This is a genomic window from Legionella clemsonensis (assembly GCF_002240035.1).
Classification (GTDB): domain Bacteria; phylum Pseudomonadota; class Gammaproteobacteria; order Legionellales; family Legionellaceae; genus Tatlockia; species Tatlockia clemsonensis.
The window spans coordinates 2,303,952-2,323,217 of the sequence record NZ_CP016397.1; the positions used below are offsets into that span (position 1 = coordinate 2,303,952).

The window sequence follows — 19,266 nt, forward strand, 5'->3', positions numbered from 1 at the left end:
CCAGACGGTACTCAGGGCGATTCATGCAGAAAGTAATTAATCAAAGGACGCTGTGTGGTTACATGCTTTCTATTTATTCATGATCTTAATGAAGACAGCTGTCTGAGCTTATGCCTTAACGAACAAGGTGAACCCATTGCCCCCTTGGCAAAGCGCAGCGTTAATGAGCTCAAAACTGTACAAAAAAATTGCCGCACGATTCTTGTCTTACCTACACAAATTTTCAGCCTACACCGCTTGACTTTGCCCTGGTTGACCGAAAAAAAAGCACGAGCGGCAATACCGTTCGCTTTGGAAGAAAAACTTGCCCAAAATGTCAATTCATTACATTTTGCCTTTGATAAGCATCATTATCAAAATGGGCAGTATTTAGTAGTGGTAGGTGATAAACAGTTTCTTTCTGGCGTCATGGAGAAATTTGACCAGGAAAACATTAAATTTGATTATGTAACGTTGGATTGGTTTGCGCTTAATAAACAGGAAATAGCTATTCTTGAGTCCTGTTTGTTAATTAATGAAGAGGAATTCGAAGGCGCTTTAAGTCAAGATCTTGCGAATTTTTATCAAAATAAGCTAAATTCAGCTGCGCCTGGACAGTATGAAATTTTTGCCTTCTCTAACAGCAATTCACAACTAATATCTGCTCTTGGCAGTAACGCTGAAGTAACAACCATTAAAGAAAATTCTTATATATGGCTTGCTCAGCGCTTACAGAATAAAAAAATAATGAACCTTTCTCAGGGGAGTTTGGCACGTGAAGGCGGTAACCATTTAACCAGACGGTGGTATCAAGCCGCCATCGCAATGAGTATTTTATGGCTGGTGACTTTAATTGCGAGCAAGACAATTCAAATTCATCAACTAAATCAGGATACAGCGACTGTTGATACCCAAATTGCAACGATTTACCGACAATTTTTTCCTCAGGCTCAGCAAATAATCAGTCCAAAATTTCGTATTACACAGCTACTTAAGTCCAATCAAAATAATGCAGATAGCAGTTTTTGGCTGTTATTAAATACCTTGGCAAAGTCATTTAGAAAAAATCTCATGGACTTATCCCAGCTTCGTTTTCAAAATCAAACGCTGCTGATTACCCTAACGACTACCAATTTTGAAGAGTTGGAAAATTTACAAACACAGTTGCAAAAAGCAAATATTAAAGTAAGACAAACCCAAGCCTCAACAGAAAATGAAAAAGTAGTAGGCACCCTGGAGTTAAGTTTGTGAGTAATTACTGGAATAATCTCAATGAGCGTGAGCGATGGATGGTAGGAATTGCCGCATTTTGCGTTATTTTTTACCTGTTTTATCTCTTTATCTATTCTCCATTAACCATCTCGGTTGAAACAAAAACTCAGCAATTACAAGAGAAAAAGGAAACATTGGCTTGGATGCAACAAGTACGAAATCAATCAACCCAGCGAAGAGCACCACAAGCGATAACCAGTTCAAAACTGCTGGCTCTTCTTGGAAATCAATTGAGCACAGGCGAACTGCATCGCTTCACATATCAACTACAACAAACCGGTCAAGGCGAAATTCAACTTTCTTTTGAGCAAGTACCCTTTAATCAATTTTTATCCTGGTTATGGAAGTTATTCAATGATTATGCACTTAGCCTTAAGCAATTCAGCGCCGAGCGCACCGATACTTCCGGCATGGTCAAACTCACCGTCGTAATTGCAGTGAGATAATTAATATTTAATTCCCAGAATTTTGTTGAATTGCACTCCAGTTTTTAATATTTGCTCCTTGTTTAATGTCTTCCGGGAGACGGGTCAATGCTTGCTGTGCCTCTTCATAACTACTGTAGCTACCATAGACGCCCTTGTAATAAACTTTGCCATCGCCCCCATAGGATTTAACCTGTGCGGTGCGATTATTTTTTGGCACCCTATAAAGTTTTCCTGCAACCTGGGATGCTTTGCCTTCAGCAATCTCAATAGTATAACCCTGAGGATTTTGGCTATGAACCCAATTACTATCAACAGCCTTATGAGACGCTGGTGAGTGAGTAGGACCTACATGGTAGGAATTTGGAACGTTAACGTCTCCACCTGCTCTTTCATAGCGATAATCAACTCCTCCATCGTAGGTCTGGTAATAGCTATGTTGATACACATAAGGCTGATAACCTGGGTAAACGGCATAATTGGCCTCTTGATAGTTAGTGCAAGCAGCAAGACTGCCAACGCTTAAGCAAATTGTTAAGACATTTATTTTTCTCATAACCGTTCCCCTTGTTGAAGTTTTACCGTATTCCGGTAGGGCAAACTTTTATTCTTTTATGGGATAAATGCTCATCCGTTTGATGCACTTACTTTTTCTTACCTTTTATCTGCAAAATTCCAAAAAACTTTAGCAATTTGTGTTGTTTCCCTTCATATAATGGCATAAAGTATAAGATTTTTTAGTAACTACTAACTATGTGGACTCATCGACGCTCTGGGCAAACTCATCAAAGAGGGGTACAGGATCATCGCGATCCTTATGAGAGAGATAGAACAAGGGTTATTCATTGCCCGGCCTTTCGTCGATTACAACGGAAAACACAAATTTTGGGAACGGATGAAGGTGACTTTCATCGCACTCGTCTGACACATTCGCTGGAGGTTGCCTCTATCGGTCGAAGCATCGTTCGCAATCTTGCTATTAATCAACAAGATAGTGTTATACTAGCTTTGCTACCCAGCGATGATTTAATTTCTGTTATTTGCTTGCTTCATGACCTTGGTCATCCTCCTTTTGGTCATGGTGGCGAAGTTGCTTTAAATTATATGATGCGTCACTATGGCGGCTTTGAAGGGAACGGTCAAACATTACGTTTGTTGACGAAAGTGGAAGACAGTTACGGCGCTTATGGTATGGATTTAACTCGCCGCTCCCTATTAGGAATTCTCAAGTATCCTGTTAACAGGGCTCAAGTTGTAGCCACAACATTACCCGATGGATTGGAATCAATCAATAAAACTATTCGTGTCAATGATTGGTTACCACCTAAAGCTTATTTTGAAAGTGAACAGCCAGAAGTCGATTGGCTTTTGTCACCTTTTAGTGAAAATGATAGAACACTGTTTCAGACTTTAAGCCGACTACCCCAGACTAAACAACATGGTAAGTCAGCCTACCATAGTTTTGATTGTTCTATCATGGATGTAGCTGATGATATTGCCTATGGAGTTCATGATTTAGAAGATGCAATTCATTTGCGTTTAATTACTCGTGAGCAACTGGATACCAGCCTTTTTCGCTCATTTCTTGCTGCAACACCGTTGGCCAATCATAAAGAACAATTAATTAATGCCTTGTTTAGTCAGGAGCTTTGTCAGCGGAAACAAAGTATTGGCGAAATAGTTAACTATTTTATTACCGCCACAGAGATTGCTGTAACCAATGAACATTTTGAAAATAATTTGCTAAAACATAATGTTGTGCTTCTTCCTGAGGCCGCCGCTTTACTGGATTATTTTAAAAATCGCATCTATGAATTTGTTATTGATTCTCAAGAAGCCCGTACCTTTGAATACGGTGGACAAACGGTAGTTTTGCGTCTTTTTGAAGCCATTAGCTCTAATCCAGGCAGTTTACTGGATACCAAAAACCGTGACTTATTCCATAAAGCTGACACAGAGATGGCCGCTTTTAGAGTGGTGTGCGATTACATTGCTAACATGACCGATGAATATGCCTACCGCATGCATGAACGCTTATTTGGATTTAACACTCGGACTATTTTTGAACGGCTTTGATACTTCTACATTATCCAGCACTCCCTAAGTTTTAAAAATAAAATAAGCGGCTCCTATCATGCATAAACCTGCATAAAAATAATTAATTCCGAGCGGTTTATTCATATAACAATAGGCAAAAACAGCAAAAACACCCATGGTGATTATTTCCTGAATAATTTTTAATTGTCCTAAGTTAAAGTCTTTATAGCCAATTCGGTTTGCCGGCACCTGAAGCACGTATTCAAAAAAAGCAATACTCCAACTCACTAAAATAGCCAGATATAAAGGCTTGTGATTAAGATTTTTAAGATGGCCATACCAGGCAAACGTCATAAATAAATTTGAACCCAGAAGTAATAAAATTGTTTTCATTGAAAAACCCTAGAGACACCTAAACATGTACTATAAGTACAAAGGTATATTATATAATTATTTACACAGTTAAATAACTCTGACTTCCACTTGATGGTAAAAAATTATGCGAATAGCAGTATCAGGAACCCATTCTGTAGGTAAAAGCACCTTCGTGTGGGATTTTATAAAAGCTCATCCTGACTACCTCAGAGAAGAGGAACCCTACAGAGCTTTACGTGCGAATTACAATATTAAATTTGGGAAAGAATCAACACGGTATTGCAATGGCATCCAACTCTACCACAATATCAGTCGTGTAAAACACTATCATGATTCATCCGACAAAGTCATCTTCGATCGCTGCCCTGTCGATTACATCGCTTATTCTCTCTACACAGCACGCTATCATCAAACGGATTTGGATCTTGCATTTGTAGAAAGTTTAATCGAACCTGTTAGGGAATCACTGACATTCATTGATCTTTTAATTTTTGTGTCGATTAATGAAAAGCACCCTGTTGAGATTGAAGATGATGGCATCAGACCGATTGATGAATCATACCGCTCAGAAGTAGATGCTTTTTTCAAACAGATTTATTTTGAAAATAGATATGAAGTGATGCCTGTACACAATAGGCCGAAATTTATTGAATTATGGGGCTCCAGAGAAGAGCGAGTTCATAAAATTTCAGCCCTTTTAAATCAACCTGACATTCTGACATAACCTCAATTGAGTCATTTCAGAATCTAATAATTTATTGTTAAAGATCACCCAACTGGATAGAAGTTATAAGGTGTGAATCTTTATTGACGCCTAATTCTTTACTATAAAACCGATTAGGGTTTACGGCATTTTTTATAGTCGTGATATTGGGTATCATCAGCGTATTGGCCCATCCCAACATGGAGTCAAAGCTATCTACTTCAGGGCTATTGATAGCTTTAAGCTCATCCAGGCTGTTTTGATCATCCATGAGGACAAATGAATAACGCTGAAGACTTACCAGCCATTGACGATAGTCAGACTCAGGAACGAGCAGGCTAGTGTCCTTTAAGGTCTTCTTATCGGTTAGTTCAGTTAACTCAGTTAAAAAATTGATGTAATCTTCTTTTCCAGCATTCGCCGATGCATATAAATTCATCACTAACGTCCATACAAAGCTGCTTGCTTCCTTTTCAGGATTATTATGATAGTTAATACGTTCGAGCTTACTGTATTCAAAAAGTTTTTCCCTGCATTTCTGATAGGATTCTTCATCAAGCGAGGCCAGGTAAGCAAATGCCCATCCTGTTATTACATCTTTTTTATCGTTTTCAAATAATTGGGTAGTCAACATTTCTTGGATAAGTTTTAATTTTTCTGTATCACCTATTAATTTTGATGCCAAAGCCATTCGTCCCATCATCCATAATTGCCATGGCTTTTCAATCTGAGATAATGCCGATTTGTCGTTTAAGATTTGTTCCATATCAGCCAATATTTTTTTATAATCATTAACTTCCTTTAGAGCAGCTACTGCTAATAAAGGCATACTCAATTGATATAATCGTTCCTGCGGAGTCAATGAGTGATTATCTTTAATTTTTTGATACGCAACTCTGGCAAACTTTATTACTGAATTTTTCATCTCTTTCCCCGAAGCAGTATTAGCCACCGCAATGTTAGCTTGCAAAAAAGCAGAAAGTAATAGTAGCAACGATACAAACTTAAGATTTTTTACAAATAGCATAATGCATTCCTAATACACAAATTGATAATTATTATCCCACAATTGCATTGCCAATCCAATTTCGCAGCGGGAAAATAGGACTTACCATCTATCGATTACCCAAATATGACCATTAAAAGTCATCTCACGACCATTACAAGCCGTACACCATCAAACATTACAATGTGGGCTCTTATTGGGAATCTCTATATTAATGAGAGAGTGGGGTGTCTGTGTCTGAACTGGAGTTGACAGAAATCCTCGGCTCCTCAAAGCATCTTGTGCAGGCGGATTGTCGCGCCATGTCGTGCTCATTTGTCTTTCAACAGTTGGGGTGGTTAATACTAGTCCCTCAGACGGCTCTCTAACTGAATTTCCACAATTCGAGATTTCCTTATGTTCAATCTGCAAATCGAGCACTTCAGAATTATCAACTGTTGAAGAATACCCTAAAACTCGCAGTTTAAAGACTAAAACAAAAGCCCTCCAGTAGGTTAATTCCTCATACCCATGCGCTTTTGGATTCTGTAAAGTTGCCTGATATTTTGCCGGAGACAGCATCTGGATGCGACTAACGTCAGAACGAAAATATACTTTACCGTCACTACCATGAATCAGTAAGGGTTGAGTTTGCGGTTTTTGATAATCTACTTCTGGAAGAAAACAAAGCCCACCATAATCAGACGCTGCTGGTTTAATCCCCGTTTGCATATAGCGAGCAATATCTCCAAGAGAATTTGTCATCCCATTGACAAGCATATTGCTATTTTCATTATTGTGTTCATTAAAATAAGTGCCGTCACCATAAGCTTGATCATCAAGGGAGTACATTTTAAAAGCATCTTTGGCGTTGCTTGCAGGTTGATGAGGATTAATCACTTCTACACTGCGAGTATTATCTTCATTATGCATGTTATTAATAAGAATACTCCCCCAGGTACCAAATCGCTGTGGCATAATTTGGCGCAACAAACCGATGCGATTCATATGCCCGCCAGCATAATGATCAGAATAAAAATGCATCGCGAATAAATCCTGGCTAATTGCCAACGCATGAAAACGATGAGCTAGCTCACGATAAATTTCTAATGCAGACGCATCAGCTTTAAATTCATACTTTTGTGGATTTAACTGAATTTTTCGCAGCATAACTTGCAGTTCATCCCATACCGGTTGCCTAATTTGCTTAAGCGTTGCATCTTCAGCGAGTTTTTGACAAGCGAGAGCTAACTCAGCCATCTGCAAAGCAGAATGATGACCAACAATGTAGGCTCTTGAAGACCAGGGAGAAAAATGAGCTTCATTTTGAGTGAGTTTGTCACCATACCCTTTAACCGTAAAGGAATAAACTAGTTGCTGAAAATAGCTATTAAGCGAGTTAAAAAAAGGAATATACGTTGTCTTTTCTATTTTATAAATTTTATCAATATCCGCTTTTTTAACATCTGGAGAGGCTAAATCATTATAAGCACTGATGAAAGCAGCCGTTTCTCGAGAGCCTACTCTTTTATTAAACAACTGCACATTATCTGCAACATGATTACTGGTTCTTTGGGGAATAGTTAATTTTAAACCCCAACCCGCTTTAGTATAATAATCTCCGGCCAAGGCAACAATGTCGCCAGCTGTAAGCTCAAGCGCTAAAGGCACTGGAACATTATCAATTTGCCGCATTACCGTGACAATCAATTCATCACCTTTTATAGGCAGCAGCTTTTTACTCCCCTTAAGATAAGGATTGTCTAATGTTTCAATTCGAATTTGATCACCAGCCTGTTTATGCTCAGTAGTTTCCATCGATAACCGGTAAAAGTTGAATTTAGACAATAGTATCTGATAAAAATTAAGGCAAACTTAAATTATATGCGTAGGATTTTAATTTTTATAAAGGACTTTTTTTAAAATCCAGTGCATACAAATCAAGCAACTTACTGTATAATATATTTACATTTTGGAAAATTAATATTTTTAGTGTTGTGGGCGATAATAATATTACGACGAAGAAAATTGCTATCATCGGAGCAGGTTGGTACGGCTGTCATTTAGCATCGGCTTTAAAAAAAGCTGGCTTTGATGTTACGCTTTTTGAAAAAAATGATACTATTTTAAACAGTGTTTCTGGTAATTTTGGTATAAGGTTGCATAGGGGACCACACTATCAACTTTCACCCGAGACCCGGCGAAATTGTCAGGAAGTGTTTGAGCAATTCTGTAACCTATACCCTGAACTTGTCGTCCAGCATGATTATTCTATTTATGCGCATGGTCTTATTGATGCGAAAGGTAATCTTTCAAAAGTTGACAAGGAGAAATTTGATGAAGTTTGTAAGGAGACCCCTGACTGCCGTTCCTTAAATATAGAGCAAACGCCTTATAATAAGGAAGAAATAGATTCAGTCATGAATTTGGATGAACCCAGTGTGGTCATTGGTGAGCGTTTGAGAAAAGAATTCTCAGCCAAGCTAAATGCTGCAAATATAGAAGTAAAATGCAATTGTTCTATTAAAGACATAAAATCAACCGCCAATGGCTTTGTGCTTACTACAGAGAAAGGAGAAGAATATCTCTTTGATAATGTTATTAATGCTACGGGTTACCAGGATTTTGTTCCTCCAAAGGTAAAAGAAAACTTCCCTGTCAAGATGGAAGTCGTTTATCAGCCTTGCCTCGCTCTAAAGTATCGCGATTTAACCCCAGGAGAAAAACCTTTTTCCTTTATCGTGATGGATGGCTGGTTCCCCTGCGTGATGCCTTGTATTGAACAAGACCCTTTTCAACATGAATACATTCTGACCCATGGTGCTTTTACTATTCAAGCCTCTCATGATACCCCCGAAAAAGCTTATGACTTACTTGAGAAGCTAACAGAGGATTATCTTGAGAACATCAAAAGACTCTCGGAGCATGAGATAGAGCGCTTTTGGCCCGGTTTTACCAATCGCTTTGAATATATTGGTGTAAAAAAAGCAGTACTTGCCAAAATAAAAACAAAGACAGAGTTCAGAAGTGCTGTAACTTTCGAAACAGATGGCATCATTCATGTCATTCCAGGCAAAATAAACAATGTCATCAATGTTGATCCTGAAGTTGAAGCACTTATACGTGATGTAAATTGTTTATCCGAAAACGGAATTCGTTTTATGAAAGGGGGTATTCTTGATCGAGCCAGAACTGAAATAGCATCAAAACCCGCTTTAGGCGAACCCAACACGTGTACTTTGGATACTTTTGCTGAATTAAATAATAAAACCCATTCAACAACGTCTATCCCTCCCAATTTGCAGCCACCCACTTACTTTAAAACACCGCACCCTACTTTTTTTAGCACGGAACCTGCATCAACGGGTGATTCCAAAGGTGAACATCCTATACCTAAAAGAAGAGGATTTTGAGGGGGATTATGACATCCACAAAAAGCAAAAAATCAACCATAGAGGAACAACTCACTAATACTATTATTGATTATCTTCCTGCCCAAATCTTTTGGAAAGACAAAAACTTACGTTATTTGGGTTGTAATATGGCCTTTGTAAACTCCTTAGGCTTAACATCCAAGACAGAAATTATTGGAAAATCAGATTTTGATTTACCAGTCTCGGAAAAAAATAGCGCGACTTTTCGCGCTGACGATCGCAAAGTGATTCAATCCAAACAACCAAAACTTAATATAGAGGAATCTCAAATACTCACTGATGGGACTGAGCGAATTTTGAGCACTAGTAAAGTTCCTCTTTTTGATGAGACCGGTGAAGCTTATGGGGTTCTGGGAATTTATATCGATATTACCGATCGTATCAAAATGGAAAGAAGCTTGGCTAAAGCAAAGGAGCAGGCTGAAATTTCCAACCGGGCAAAAACAGAATTTATTGCCAACATGAGTCATGATATTCGTACCCCCGTGGGAGGTATCATTGGCATGTCCAAGCTTCTGGAAGAACGTCTTGAACATTCTGAAGAGCAGCAGTATGCGCATTGGATTAATGAAAGTGGTCAGCAATTGTTGAGCTTATTAAATAGCGTACTGGATATTGTTTCAGCGACAAACAGTACTGATAATCATTTGATGGAGGAAGAATTTGATTTATATCAAACCTTAACTAACTTAATTAATCTGGAATTGCCAACCGTAAAACTTAAGGGCCTTGAGTTAAAACTTGATTATGACAACACGATAATAAAAACCATTATCACCGATAGAACAAAACTGGTGCGTATTTTGTTAAATTTAATCGGCAATGCAATTAAGTTCACTGATAATGGAACAATAACCATTCAGATAAAAAAACTCAAAGAAGATACTGCCTTTGAAGAGATTGAATTTACCATTGCCGACTCTGGAATTGGCATCCCACCCGAATTACAGCAGAAGGTATTTGATAGATTTTATCGCATTAATCCCTCCTATAAAGGAAAATACGAAGGTCATGGTGTTGGACTGCATATCGTGCAAAATTATTTAAACATTTTAAATAGCAATATAACACTTGAAAGTGAGGTAGGGGTTGGCACTAAAGTTAGGTTTACTTTAAAAGTTAAACGTGGACAACAGCCTGTGATGTTTAATGTCTCTGCTAGAAAAGATGATGACATTACTCCCTCTCATTTTGAGGAGCAAGATCAACTTCCTGTCATCCTGATTGTAGAAGATAATCCCATTGCGCTTCGTATTGTTGAGTCACTATTAGAGCAAGCGGGTTGTCGATATCTCTCTGCAGCCAATGGAGAAGAGGCGTTGAGTTTGCTTAAGAAAGAATCGTTTGATTTGGTTTTAACGGATATTGGTTTACCGGGTATTTCTGGACAAGAATTAGCGAGAGCAATTCGCCTGGATGAGAATAATTCTATCGCCAATCTTCCTATTGTTGGCTTAACAGCCCATGCTGCAGAAAAGATAGAGAAAAGCTGTCTTAATGCGGGAATGAACCAAGTTCTGTCCAAGCCACTATCGTTTAAAATCCTACAGGAAACATTAATAGCTTTTTTAGCACCGAAGGAACTGACAAATAATGAGCGCGAAGGTCTAGGAACGGATTTACCTAAAACAGAAACTGAATTATTTCAGCTTGACAATTTTCCTCTCTTCGATATAGAAGGTGCTCTCGCTAATTTAGGGACGCAAGAAACTCTTAAAGAATTACTTAATTTGATGATTCATGTGGATTTACCGCAGGAAGAATTTCAATTAGCCAAAGCTTATCAAGAGCAAAATTGGACTGATATTGAAAAAATTGCTCACAAACTTAAAAGTGGAGCCTTATACTGTGGTACTACAAAATTACAATACGCTTGCCAGTATCTGGAGCGCTATCTAAAAGCGGGACATTCGCGCTGTCAGAAAGAGCTTTATCAGCAATTGCATGTCGTACTCCTCCAAACAAAAAAAGCGATTAATGAATGGCTCGCAGCTTACTCTATGGGTAATAGTCCTCACTTTAAACAGAAGTATTGATTAGAATAGAAAGACTCTGGAGAAAAAAAATCCACTCACAAACGCTGGGCTTGGAGAGCCAAGCTTATAGTATGAATTACTTCAATAAATTGTAGACTAAGTCTGATAAGCCGCTATTTTTTATTATTTTTTGCTAATAGGTAATTAACGCGTTAGTTATCTGAAAGATGGCGTCCCCAGGGGGATTCGAACCCCCGTTACCGCCGTGAAAGGGCGATGTCCTAGGCCTCTAGACGATGGGGACCTGGAACTTAAATTATATACTATTTTGACACCAATAATGGCGTCCCCAAGGGGATTCGAACCCCTGTTACCGCCGTGAAAGGGCGATGTCCTAGGCCTCTAGACGATGGGGACCTTAAACATTTTCCATCAACAACCAATGGTTGATGATGGTGGAGCTAGGCGGGATCGAACCGCCGACCTCTTGCATGCCATGCAAACGCTCTCCCAGCTGAGCTATAGCCCCGAAATTAAGAATCGCAGTTTAATGACGCACCTCAATACTGTCAAGAAAAATTTAACAAAATCTTTTATTTTTAGAGATTTCTCTATCTTATCCTTGCCAAAAGCGCAAAGTACAGCCCAAACTTAACGGATGATTAAATCTTAGTCAGGAAGTTAATGTTCCATTAAGAAAAGGTCTTTATAATTCCTGGCACTTTTGACTATTTAAGGATTATCATGTCCCGACTACTAAAATCACACAAAAAAATTTACAATAATTATCAAGAATTTGAGAAAACAAAAAATCCTCAATTTTTATTAAAAAATATCGAAGAATTTGAAAGAATTTCTTCAGAGGAAAATATTCCAAGAATTCTGCAAAAATCCACCATCCCTAATCTCGACACATACAGTAAAATTCTTATTTTAGTTGCACAAAGTTACATTGATTATGCCTTTATTACAAAAGAGCAATTTTCTCTCAAAGAAAAAGAAGCTCAAGAATACTTATCCAAAGCTAAAAAATGTTATCAATTTTTTATTAATACTGTGGCTAAGATTCCTCCTTTTAGTTTGGGAGAACTGACCAGTACAAATACCGAAGTTATTTTTTACTCTCACAAGATTGACTTCTTCAAAGCCAAGATGAGATTATCTTTTGTTAAAAACTCAATGCAAGGAAACTATAGTGCCGAAAAAATTAGTTCTGCACTTAAGGAAATTATTGAAACTTATGATGCTTTTGAACAAATGCTTCTCCAGAAATACCGTCACCACTCTTATGGAATTTTTGGTATAAATGATGCACTCTTTACCTCAATTAAAGAAGGACGTGACGAAGCAGAAAATCTTTTGTCTGCAATAAAACCTGCCAAGAGAGTTCTTGAAGAGAAGTCCCCTTCTTCTTCTAAACCTAAACATACTGTAAAAAGAAGGCGAGTGAAAGAAAAGCAGAAACAAGAGGAAACTACAGAGATTCAAGAATCAACAGAAACTGCAGATTTTTCAAATAACTTCTCTCCTGTTATCATAGATCCTCCCATTGTTTCTCCAGGCGAGCTGGTCTCTGTAGCCAGGGAAGAAGAATCGGGATTGTCTGTTTTAAGCACAGCAGCAATGAGTTTCTTTCTACCTGTCAAAGAATCCCATTTACCTGAGAAGCCGCAGACACCTCCCCCAGCACCGTCAAAAAGCTTACTAAGCACATTTTGGACTCCCCCTCCTAATGCAAATTCTGATAGTCAGCAATGCTGGAGTAAAATCAATGACTGGAGTAGGCATTATTTCCTCTCGTTAAATAAAAATGTTTCTGAACAAGAGAAAATTGCATTAACCCTTGAAAAATTTGCTCAAACACTCTTATTGGCAGCTTTAGAGTTACAGCAAAAGAGCAGCTCATTTGGACAACAAAAAATAAACCCGGCGCTTCATTTGTCAGTACAAATATTCCACAGATGTGCTCAATTATCCACCAAAAATAGTAATCCCTATATTAATTTGAGGGTCTTATCAAAGCAATATGCTGAATTACTAGCTTCATTTGTACCACATTCTTCTATGAGAGACATAGAAGAATACGAATACCTTGAGCATATTCAGAAAAACCTGCGTAAACTACCTTCTCTTATACGTACTCTAAATGTCAATACAGAAGATTTGGTCAACGCTACATTCAAAGTGCTCGCCGACAACTGCACACCGGAAGATTATCAAACTGTTAATACAACTTGTTCTGAAACTTTTGATAAAGCCACATCATCGTTAAAACGAGATGCAGAACCCTCTTCCCGGTACAATTAATTTACCTGTCGATGTAAACTATTCACTCATTGATGGTTTCTAATATCTGCTATTGCACTGATGGCAGGTATTAGAAACCTATCATTGCTATCCATTCGACTGCCAATTACTTTATACCGCATACCGCACACCTAAACGAATTTTTACCGCTTAACATGAGAAATTAGCTACTTTGGGATGAATAATGTAGGTACTAAGCCACTTTATTCTCGGCTTTAATACTCATACTCCCTCTAAAGTTTGTGAGGCAATCTTATTCACAAGGGAGTGTGTAAAAATTATGGCAGGAAATAAAGGCGGCTAAAGTTTAGGCGCCTTTTATGAATTTTTTAAGCGTTTGCAGCTTCAGTACGTTTTTTTGCTGCTTTTCTATGCTGCTTCCAATCACGATCTTTAGCGAAAACAAAACTTGCAGCTTCTTCAATAAAAAATCCAATGTCATCAATATTCGCCCACGCGCAATACTCATTAATCATTTCGAAGGTTTCGCTGCTTATTTCAGCCTTGATTTTTTCTTTTTTTTGTACACGAGTACTGTTAATTATTGGCATACTTAACCTCAAATGTTATTTGAACGAATAAATCTTAACAAATAAAAACCAGGCTTGCAAAATTATTAACCTCAATTATATTATGGGAAATGGCTTGGGAATTTCAGGATAAAAATTACTCCAGATCCTATCGCAAAAACCAAGCAAATTAGGATGGTTATGCAAATAAATTTTTAATGGATCCGCGTAAGGTAGCCATGCAATAGTCGCTAAAAAAGCAAACGCTGTGGCATCAATACGGGTAAGCTCATCCCCATGAAAATATTTTTTTTCTCCCAGCGTTGTGGCAATAGCATCAAGAGTTTTATATCCCATCTGTTTAATCTCTGCCTCCGTGTGACGTCCCATACCCTGAAAAGCTAATGCTTTTTGCATTGCGTGGCGCGCGGCATTAGGAATAAATAGTTTTGCAAGACGAGGCAATTTAGCAAAAAAATCTTTTTTTAAATGCATCCAACCATCCTTATTCTGCCAGCGGGAATAACACATTATCCAATACAAACGTTCAGCGAATATACTATCAAGCAAAACGGACAATGCTTTTTGTTCTGGTGTTAAACTTCGATCGAGAGGATCACCAAATTTTGATATCAGATAATCAATAATTAATTCGCTGTCAGCGATTATTTTGTCATCTATTTTAATATACGGTAATTTTTTTTTGGGTGCCTTTCCTGGGTTCATTATAAATCTAATTTCATAAGGCATTTCTGCCATACGTAAATAAGTTTCTATCTTCAAACAAAATGGACTAGCATTGGGTAATCCCCAAACTCCATAAAATTGGTACAGTATTATCATATTCTCTTAGTTCCTTCACTACAGAAAAAATTTGGTATTATCGCTGGAGTGCGCGATTATATCGCTGTCCTCTTTTCTGTAAAGTCCGAAATTACTTTTAAGGATTACTATGAATAAATGCCCCTGCGGCTCAATGATAGAGTATTCAATTTGCTGCGGTAGTTACATCGACGGCTCTGCTATACCAGCCACACCTGAGGCTTTAATGCGCTCACGTTACACAGCCTATAGCCAAGCCAACATTGATTACATCAAAAAAACTATGCGCGGCAGCCCTCTTACAAATTTTGATGCAACAGAAGCAAAAATCTGGGCCAAGGGTGTAACCTGGTTAGGATTAAAAGTACTAAAAGCTTATCAGGATGAATTAAATTCCCATAAAGGCTATGTCGAATTTATAGCCCGATTTAGAGAAAATCATCAGCCTAAAAAGCTTCATGAAGTCAGTGAATTTGCCTATGAAGATGGTCGGTGGTTTTATACAGCCGGTCTTGAACCAAAGAAATCAACGCCAGTAAAAGCTTCTCGCAATGCTCCTTGTCCTTGTGGCAGTCAAAAGAAATTTAAAAATTGTTGTCTTGTAAAATAAAAAAAATACGTTGTACGAGATTCTTTCTCATCTGGAGAAATACAGCCTTCTTTTCAACTTTCCCTGTATAACCTGAACTTCATCCTGTGCACATTCTTGGTAAGCGAATGAAGAATGGCTTGCCGACATTAGGAAGCCCATAAGAATTAACGGTCTTAAGATTTTAGTTGGTCTGTGACAATAATTTATTAGTGTAAGCAATCGCTAGCGCAGATACTAGCAACGTCAAATGAATAACCACTTGCCACAACACACTATCAAAAGCTTGTTTACTTGGATCAATAAATGTTCTTAGCAAGTGGATGGAGGAAATGCCAATTAAGGCAAGTGCTAATTTAATTTTCATAGCACCTGCATCAATATGATCTAACCACTCTGGCTGATCCGGATGATTCTGTAGATTCAATCGTGAAACAAAAGTTTCATACCCGCCCATAATGACCATAATCAGTAAATTGGCAATCATCACTACATCAATTAAATCCAGTACTCCCAGCATAATCTGCGTATTATCAGCAGTATTGATATGGCCCATTAAATGAAATAATTCAGTGATGAACCGATAAGCATAAGCAGTTAAAATTAAAAGTAATCCCAAATAGAGAGGCGCCTGTAGCCAACGGCCTAAAAAAATTAATTGGCTAATGAGCAAAGGGAGCTTTTTTATTTTTTTATTGTCAAGCGTATTTTCAATAGTATGATTCATAATGGATTTGCCCTGTCTTAAAAGCCGGTATAAAATTAAGCTTCTAATTTTACTGCAAGTCGTTCATTTAAAAAACTGGTTGGTATATTTGAATAAGCAGCGGATGATTAATAGTGGGCCGTATAGGGTTCACGGCCCAGATTATCAGCATAGCGTGAGTTTAAATAAAATTTCAAGTCCGCATGCAGCAATAAATGGCTCTCTATAATCTGCAGTAATAAAAGATAACAGCATTATCGAGACATTAAAATAAAAATGACGGTGGCTGCTCGAAGGCAGTTTTATTGTTTAAATTATCCAGCACCTCTTGTATTTTTTGATACATCAACAGTTCTGTTTGTGAAATATTTTGTCCTGTAGAAATTTTCCGTATTATTTCAGATGCTATTGATTCTAACATGATACGGTCAGCATCAAGCTCTTCTTGTAGAACCCGGTTTTCCGTTTGCAACTGGATACACTCTAACGCTAGTTCTTTATTTTCGGCTTCAAGAGCTTTATGTTGATTTTTCAAAATTAGAAGCTTTCGCTTCTTTCTTTCTCTATATTCTTTTGCTGAAATTAACCTGGTAAGGCGTTGAAATTCCCTTTCGTCTTCTAAAGTAAATGTACCTGTCATTTTTTTAGCTTTTAACGCTTCATATAATTTTTGATTTTCTTCTGGCGAGGGCTGTTGTGTTTTTTTGCAACTTGACCGAATCACCCTGAAAGAAGATTTTTCCTTTTGTTTTTTTTCTTGCAAATTTTGGGGTTGTTCTATCAACACAGGAGCAAAAGAGAAAAAGGTTCCTGGATAACTAGTCATTTCAGGAAATAAAGGCTCTAGAGGAGGAGAAAAAACAGTAGCGGAGGGGGGAGTAAGTTCATTCAATGCCATCCCTGGAACATTTAAAGGTGGAAGCCATAATTTAGCAAGAGTACCTAATAACTCTTCAAGAATTTTTTGCTGTTCACTGTAAGCATTGCTATAATCCTTTAACAGTTCGTAAAGATTAACCTCAATGCGATTTTTTTCAGCATCAATAAGAAAATTTAATCGCTCTTTCTGGTTGTGAAGCAGTACCAACAACTGATTTTTTTCTCGCTCTTTCTCTTGACCTTGCAATGATTGTTCTATCAAGAGCAACAGTGTGTCCTGAAGGGTTTGCTGGTTCAAATAAAATTCAAGCATGTTTCTACCTATGTTATTTAATTTTATAATAATTTAACAGGAGAGGCTTAAGAAACTCTTAAGGTTTCCTGCCCCGACTGTCTGTGCTGTCTTCGTCTCTATCCTCTTTAAAGCTTTCCCCGTCAGTCTCTTCCTTCTCTTCTTCAGCTTTTGTCGTTAGTAATGGTTCCTGGGTCAAAGCAAATTTATTCTTCCCTACCTTCTCTGAAAGATTTGGCTGGACGAGAGGTTTATTAATTAACTGCTCCATCTCTGTCATTATTTTTTCATCAGCGACAATCTTTGTCTCAATTTGCGCTTGAACTTTTTGTTGATGTTGTTGCTCTCTAAAAATTTTGGCTCCCAACAGACTCGCAGCGACTGCAGTCACTGCTACGGAGATGGCTGCAATAGCAATTACCGCAGCGATAGGCGCACCTACACCTGGTATAATTAACGCCAATGCTGCGATGGCCAGAGCAAAGCCTGAAAATGAAGCAGCATAACCTAATCCTTTTATTAACTTTCCTTCGTTAGACCACCGCTTTTTTTCCAATTGTTGATGCATCACAAAACTAGATTCACCCACATTTAATTTTTCCTCTAGCTGAGCAAGTTCATCGCGGGTTGTTGGGGAGAGTTTTCGCTCCCCCAAGGGTCTCATTTTAAAATCACTATAAAGATCAGCGCTTTTTTTTATAAAATCAACTGCCCCATACGCTAAAACAGCGCCCCCAATTATTAGTCCTGGAATCATTAAGGGAGGAAAAGCAATACTTAGCACGGCTGCTGTTGTCACAAGCAAAGTTCCCAGTCCCATCCAACTTGCATTAGCCAGTAATTTTTTACGGTTATCCATACTCTTTAAATAGGATAATCGCGTATCTGCTAACAGTTGGTTATTCTGTTCAATAAGAGACATCGAAAAAAAATTGGCCAATTGTTGGTAAGATTCATTTTCTAATAAGTTATTTATGACTGCATTTTTGTGCGCGGCAAAAAATCGTGGATCCGACTCTCCTTTTAAAAAGTCCAATTCCATTCGCCAATCGGTGAAGCAAGTGTGCTCTTTAAACCAAAGCGGCATTTTTTCATATTGTGCGTCAATATTTTCTGGAGTGACATCACGCAAGAAACGAAGAAGATAATTGCAGAAACGATAGTCCTCTAAAGGCGCTTCCAAATCTGCATCTAAATTAAACTTGCTCTCTAAATTTGCAATTAACTGATTTAACCGTTTTTGCTGCAAGAGAAACTCTTCTTTTGAACTTGCTTGTAACATCCCTTTTATAGATTCTTGAGCGGAAAGTAACATCTGCTTTTGTAATTGCTGGGTTTTTCCATCAGAAGTTTTTCTAATCAAATCATCTGTAATGGCACGTAATTGATGCTCTATAATTAAAGCCGAGGTTAACTCATGCCTTAGTACTCTCTGATTAAAATTTTCAATTTCTTGATCTAAATCTTGTGCCATACTAAAAATCCTACTTATTAACTACTGCTAATGTTATTTATATTTTAGGTTATAAGCATTGTCATTTTTAACTAAAATATAGAGTAACGGAATAAAGAGTAAATCCAATGGGTATAAAAGATAAGCTGTCTCAGGCGATTACCGCTCGACATCCAATTGAGTGCAGCTATCATGAAAAAAAACGATTTATTGAGCCCTACCATTATGGCATTTTAGGTGGGGAAGAACAGCTCCATTGTTATCAGTATGCCGGAGAGAGCGAATCTGGAGGCCTTCCTCAGTGGAGAAATTTAAAGCTTCATGATATTCGCACTATTCGAATCCTGGACGGTCATTTCCTTATACGTGAAAGTTATCATCCTGAAAATGCCCATTATTCTCTAATCGAAAAAGGTATTTATAAATAAATCCTAATAATTTGAGCCCTGCCTGCAGGCTCCTCCATGAGGTTCTCATCCAATCCTCAAATTTTGACTATATTTAATAATGTAATTTGGCGTGT

General features: G+C 37.8%; 18 protein-coding genes and 3 tRNA genes. 9 read left to right on the plus strand and 12 right to left on the minus strand.

Annotation, left to right across the window (positions count from 1 at the left end; translation table 11 throughout):
• Positions 1 to 54: 54 nt before the first annotated feature.
• Together gspL and gspM are read left to right on the plus strand one after the other, a co-directional pair.
• Entirely contained in the window at positions 55 to 1,230 is a 1,176-nt protein-coding gene (gene gspL / locus clem_RS10070; RefSeq protein WP_094091436.1) for a type II secretion system protein GspL, read from the plus strand.
• Positions 1,227 to 1,697 carry a type II secretion system protein GspM gene (gspM, locus tag clem_RS10075; RefSeq protein WP_094091437.1) on the plus strand — a complete coding sequence of 157 codons (471 nt, stop codon included), beginning with the start codon at positions 1,227 to 1,229 and terminating at the stop codon, positions 1,695 to 1,697. Before gspL ends, gspM begins: the two co-directional genes overlap by 4 nt.
• A 7-nt stretch (positions 1,698 to 1,704) precedes the next feature.
• Here gspM and clem_RS10080 read toward each other — a convergent pair whose 3' ends face one another.
• Complete coding sequence (locus tag clem_RS10080; RefSeq protein WP_094091438.1) at positions 1,705 to 2,232, minus strand: SPOR domain-containing protein; 528 nt, start codon at positions 2,230 to 2,232, stop codon at positions 1,705 to 1,707.
• 197 nt (positions 2,233 to 2,429) lie between these two features.
• Here clem_RS10080 and clem_RS10085 point away from each other — a divergent pair, with 197 nt between their 5' ends.
• Positions 2,430 to 3,752 (plus strand): anti-phage deoxyguanosine triphosphatase, encoded by a 1,323-nt coding sequence (locus clem_RS10085; protein ID WP_094091439.1) that lies wholly within the window; start codon positions 2,430 to 2,432, stop codon positions 3,750 to 3,752.
• 24 nt (positions 3,753 to 3,776) lie between these two features.
• On the opposite strand, the gene clem_RS10090 is transcribed toward clem_RS10085, so the two are convergent.
• A complete protein-coding gene (locus clem_RS10090) occupies positions 3,777 to 4,106 on the minus strand; it encodes a DMT family protein (protein ID WP_094091440.1) in 330 nt (109 codons plus the stop codon).
• 106 nt (positions 4,107 to 4,212) lie between these two features.
• Between clem_RS10090 and clem_RS10095 the strand changes: the two genes are divergently transcribed.
• Positions 4,213 to 4,812: an AAA family ATPase gene (locus clem_RS10095; RefSeq protein ID WP_094091441.1), complete on the plus strand. Its 600-nt coding sequence runs from the start codon at positions 4,213 to 4,215 to the stop codon at positions 4,810 to 4,812.
• A 37-nt stretch (positions 4,813 to 4,849) separates the two neighbouring features.
• Here the strand turns inward: clem_RS10095 and clem_RS10100 are convergent, their stop codons facing one another.
• Together clem_RS10100 and clem_RS10105 are read right to left on the minus strand one after the other, a co-directional pair.
• Positions 4,850 to 5,818: a hypothetical protein gene (locus tag clem_RS10100; protein WP_094091442.1), complete on the minus strand. Its 969-nt coding sequence runs from the start codon at positions 5,816 to 5,818 to the stop codon at positions 4,850 to 4,852.
• A 150-nt stretch (positions 5,819 to 5,968) separates the two neighbouring features.
• Complete coding sequence (locus clem_RS10105) at positions 5,969 to 7,594, minus strand: hypothetical protein (RefSeq protein ID WP_094091443.1); 1,626 nt, start codon at positions 7,592 to 7,594, stop codon at positions 5,969 to 5,971.
• Between the two features lie 179 nt (positions 7,595 to 7,773).
• On the opposite strand from clem_RS10105, the gene clem_RS10110 reads away from it, so the two are divergent.
• The gene (locus clem_RS10110) at positions 7,774 to 9,189 is read left to right on the plus strand and encodes an FAD-dependent oxidoreductase (RefSeq protein WP_157698229.1); all 1,416 of its coding nucleotides are present in this window, start codon (positions 7,774 to 7,776) and stop codon (positions 9,187 to 9,189) included.
• 8 nt (positions 9,190 to 9,197) lie between these two features.
• A complete protein-coding gene (locus clem_RS10115) occupies positions 9,198 to 11,246 on the plus strand; it encodes a PAS domain-containing hybrid sensor histidine kinase/response regulator (RefSeq protein ID WP_094091445.1) in 2,049 nt (682 codons plus the stop codon).
• A 168-nt stretch (positions 11,247 to 11,414) separates the two neighbouring features.
• Here clem_RS10115 and clem_RS10120 read toward each other — a convergent pair.
• The 3 genes from clem_RS10120 to clem_RS10130 all read right to left on the minus strand — a co-directional run bounded on the left by clem_RS10120 (position 11,415) and on the right by clem_RS10130 (position 11,715).
• A tRNA-Glu gene (locus clem_RS10120) sits at positions 11,415 to 11,490 on the minus strand.
• A gap of 37 nt (positions 11,491 to 11,527) precedes the next feature.
• Positions 11,528 to 11,603, minus strand: a tRNA-Glu gene (locus clem_RS10125).
• Positions 11,604 to 11,639: 36 nt separating this feature from the next.
• Positions 11,640 to 11,715 (minus strand) — tRNA-Ala (locus clem_RS10130).
• Between the two features lie 215 nt (positions 11,716 to 11,930).
• Between clem_RS10130 and clem_RS10135 the strand changes: the two genes are divergently transcribed.
• On the plus strand, positions 11,931 to 13,493 hold the full coding sequence (locus clem_RS10135) for a hypothetical protein (protein WP_094091446.1): 1,563 nt from the start codon (positions 11,931 to 11,933) through the stop codon (positions 13,491 to 13,493).
• A 329-nt stretch (positions 13,494 to 13,822) separates the two neighbouring features.
• Here clem_RS10135 and clem_RS10140 read toward each other — a convergent pair whose 3' ends face one another.
• Positions 13,823 to 14,044 (minus strand): hypothetical protein, encoded by a 222-nt coding sequence (locus clem_RS10140; protein WP_094091447.1) that lies wholly within the window; start codon positions 14,042 to 14,044, stop codon positions 13,823 to 13,825.
• A gap of 75 nt (positions 14,045 to 14,119) precedes the next feature.
• Positions 14,120 to 14,845 carry a glutathione S-transferase family protein gene (locus clem_RS10145; protein ID WP_094091448.1) on the minus strand — a complete coding sequence of 242 codons (726 nt, stop codon included), beginning with the start codon at positions 14,843 to 14,845 and terminating at the stop codon, positions 14,120 to 14,122.
• A gap of 109 nt (positions 14,846 to 14,954) precedes the next feature.
• Here clem_RS10145 and clem_RS10150 point away from each other — a divergent pair, with 109 nt between their 5' ends.
• Positions 14,955 to 15,434, plus strand: a complete 480-nt coding sequence (locus tag clem_RS10150) for a YchJ family protein (RefSeq protein WP_094091449.1) — start codon at positions 14,955 to 14,957, stop codon at positions 15,432 to 15,434.
• 163 nt (positions 15,435 to 15,597) lie between these two features.
• Here the strand turns inward: clem_RS10150 and clem_RS10155 are convergent, their stop codons facing one another.
• From clem_RS10155 to clem_RS10170, 3 genes are all read right to left on the minus strand, one after another.
• The gene (locus clem_RS10155; RefSeq protein ID WP_198333113.1) at positions 15,598 to 16,140 is read right to left on the minus strand and encodes a TIGR00645 family protein; all 543 of its coding nucleotides are present in this window, start codon (positions 16,138 to 16,140) and stop codon (positions 15,598 to 15,600) included.
• Positions 16,141 to 16,384: 244 nt separating this feature from the next.
• Positions 16,385 to 17,311, minus strand: coding sequence for a bZIP transcription factor (locus clem_RS10165; protein WP_094091451.1), 927 nt, complete (start codon positions 17,309 to 17,311; stop codon positions 16,385 to 16,387).
• 58 nt (positions 17,312 to 17,369) lie between these two features.
• A complete protein-coding gene (locus tag clem_RS10170) occupies positions 17,370 to 18,764 on the minus strand; it encodes a hypothetical protein (RefSeq protein WP_094091452.1) in 1,395 nt (464 codons plus the stop codon).
• A gap of 107 nt (positions 18,765 to 18,871) precedes the next feature.
• Here clem_RS10170 and clem_RS10175 point away from each other — a divergent pair, with 107 nt between their 5' ends.
• Positions 18,872 to 19,171, plus strand: coding sequence for a hypothetical protein (locus clem_RS10175; protein WP_094091453.1), 300 nt, complete (start codon positions 18,872 to 18,874; stop codon positions 19,169 to 19,171).
• The last annotated feature ends 95 nt before the right edge of the window (positions 19,172 to 19,266 follow it).

Excerpts from the sequence above, each read along its gene's own strand:
- clem_RS10135 (WP_094091446.1), top strand. The coding sequence starts at position 11,931 with ATGTCCCGACTACTAAAATCACACAAAAAAATTTACAATAATTATCAA.
- clem_RS10085 (WP_094091439.1), top strand. The coding sequence starts at position 2,430 with ATGTGGACTCATCGACGCTCTGGGCAAACTCATCAAAGAGGGGTACAG.
- clem_RS10090 (WP_094091440.1), bottom strand. The coding sequence starts at position 4,106 with ATGAAAACAATTTTATTACTTCTGGGTTCAAATTTATTTATGACGTTT.
- clem_RS10165 (WP_094091451.1), bottom strand. The coding sequence starts at position 17,311 with ATGCTTGAATTTTATTTGAACCAGCAAACCCTTCAGGACACACTGTTG.
- clem_RS10115 (WP_094091445.1), top strand. The coding sequence starts at position 9,198 with ATGACATCCACAAAAAGCAAAAAATCAACCATAGAGGAACAACTCACT.
- clem_RS10095 (WP_094091441.1), top strand. The coding sequence starts at position 4,213 with ATGCGAATAGCAGTATCAGGAACCCATTCTGTAGGTAAAAGCACCTTC.
- clem_RS10150 (WP_094091449.1), top strand. The coding sequence starts at position 14,955 with ATGAATAAATGCCCCTGCGGCTCAATGATAGAGTATTCAATTTGCTGC.
- clem_RS10175 (WP_094091453.1), top strand. The coding sequence starts at position 18,872 with ATGGGTATAAAAGATAAGCTGTCTCAGGCGATTACCGCTCGACATCCA.
- clem_RS10105 (WP_094091443.1), bottom strand. The coding sequence starts at position 7,594 with ATGGAAACTACTGAGCATAAACAGGCTGGTGATCAAATTCGAATTGAA.
- clem_RS10170 (WP_094091452.1), bottom strand. The coding sequence starts at position 18,764 with ATGGCACAAGATTTAGATCAAGAAATTGAAAATTTTAATCAGAGAGTA.
- clem_RS10080 (WP_094091438.1), bottom strand. The coding sequence starts at position 2,232 with ATGAGAAAAATAAATGTCTTAACAATTTGCTTAAGCGTTGGCAGTCTT.
- clem_RS10140 (WP_094091447.1), bottom strand. The coding sequence starts at position 14,044 with ATGCCAATAATTAACAGTACTCGTGTACAAAAAAAAGAAAAAATCAAG.
- clem_RS10100 (WP_094091442.1), bottom strand. The coding sequence starts at position 5,818 with ATGCTATTTGTAAAAAATCTTAAGTTTGTATCGTTGCTACTATTACTT.
- clem_RS10155 (WP_198333113.1), bottom strand. The coding sequence starts at position 16,140 with ATGAATCATACTATTGAAAATACGCTTGACAATAAAAAAATAAAAAAG.
- clem_RS10145 (WP_094091448.1), bottom strand. The coding sequence starts at position 14,845 with ATGATAATACTGTACCAATTTTATGGAGTTTGGGGATTACCCAATGCT.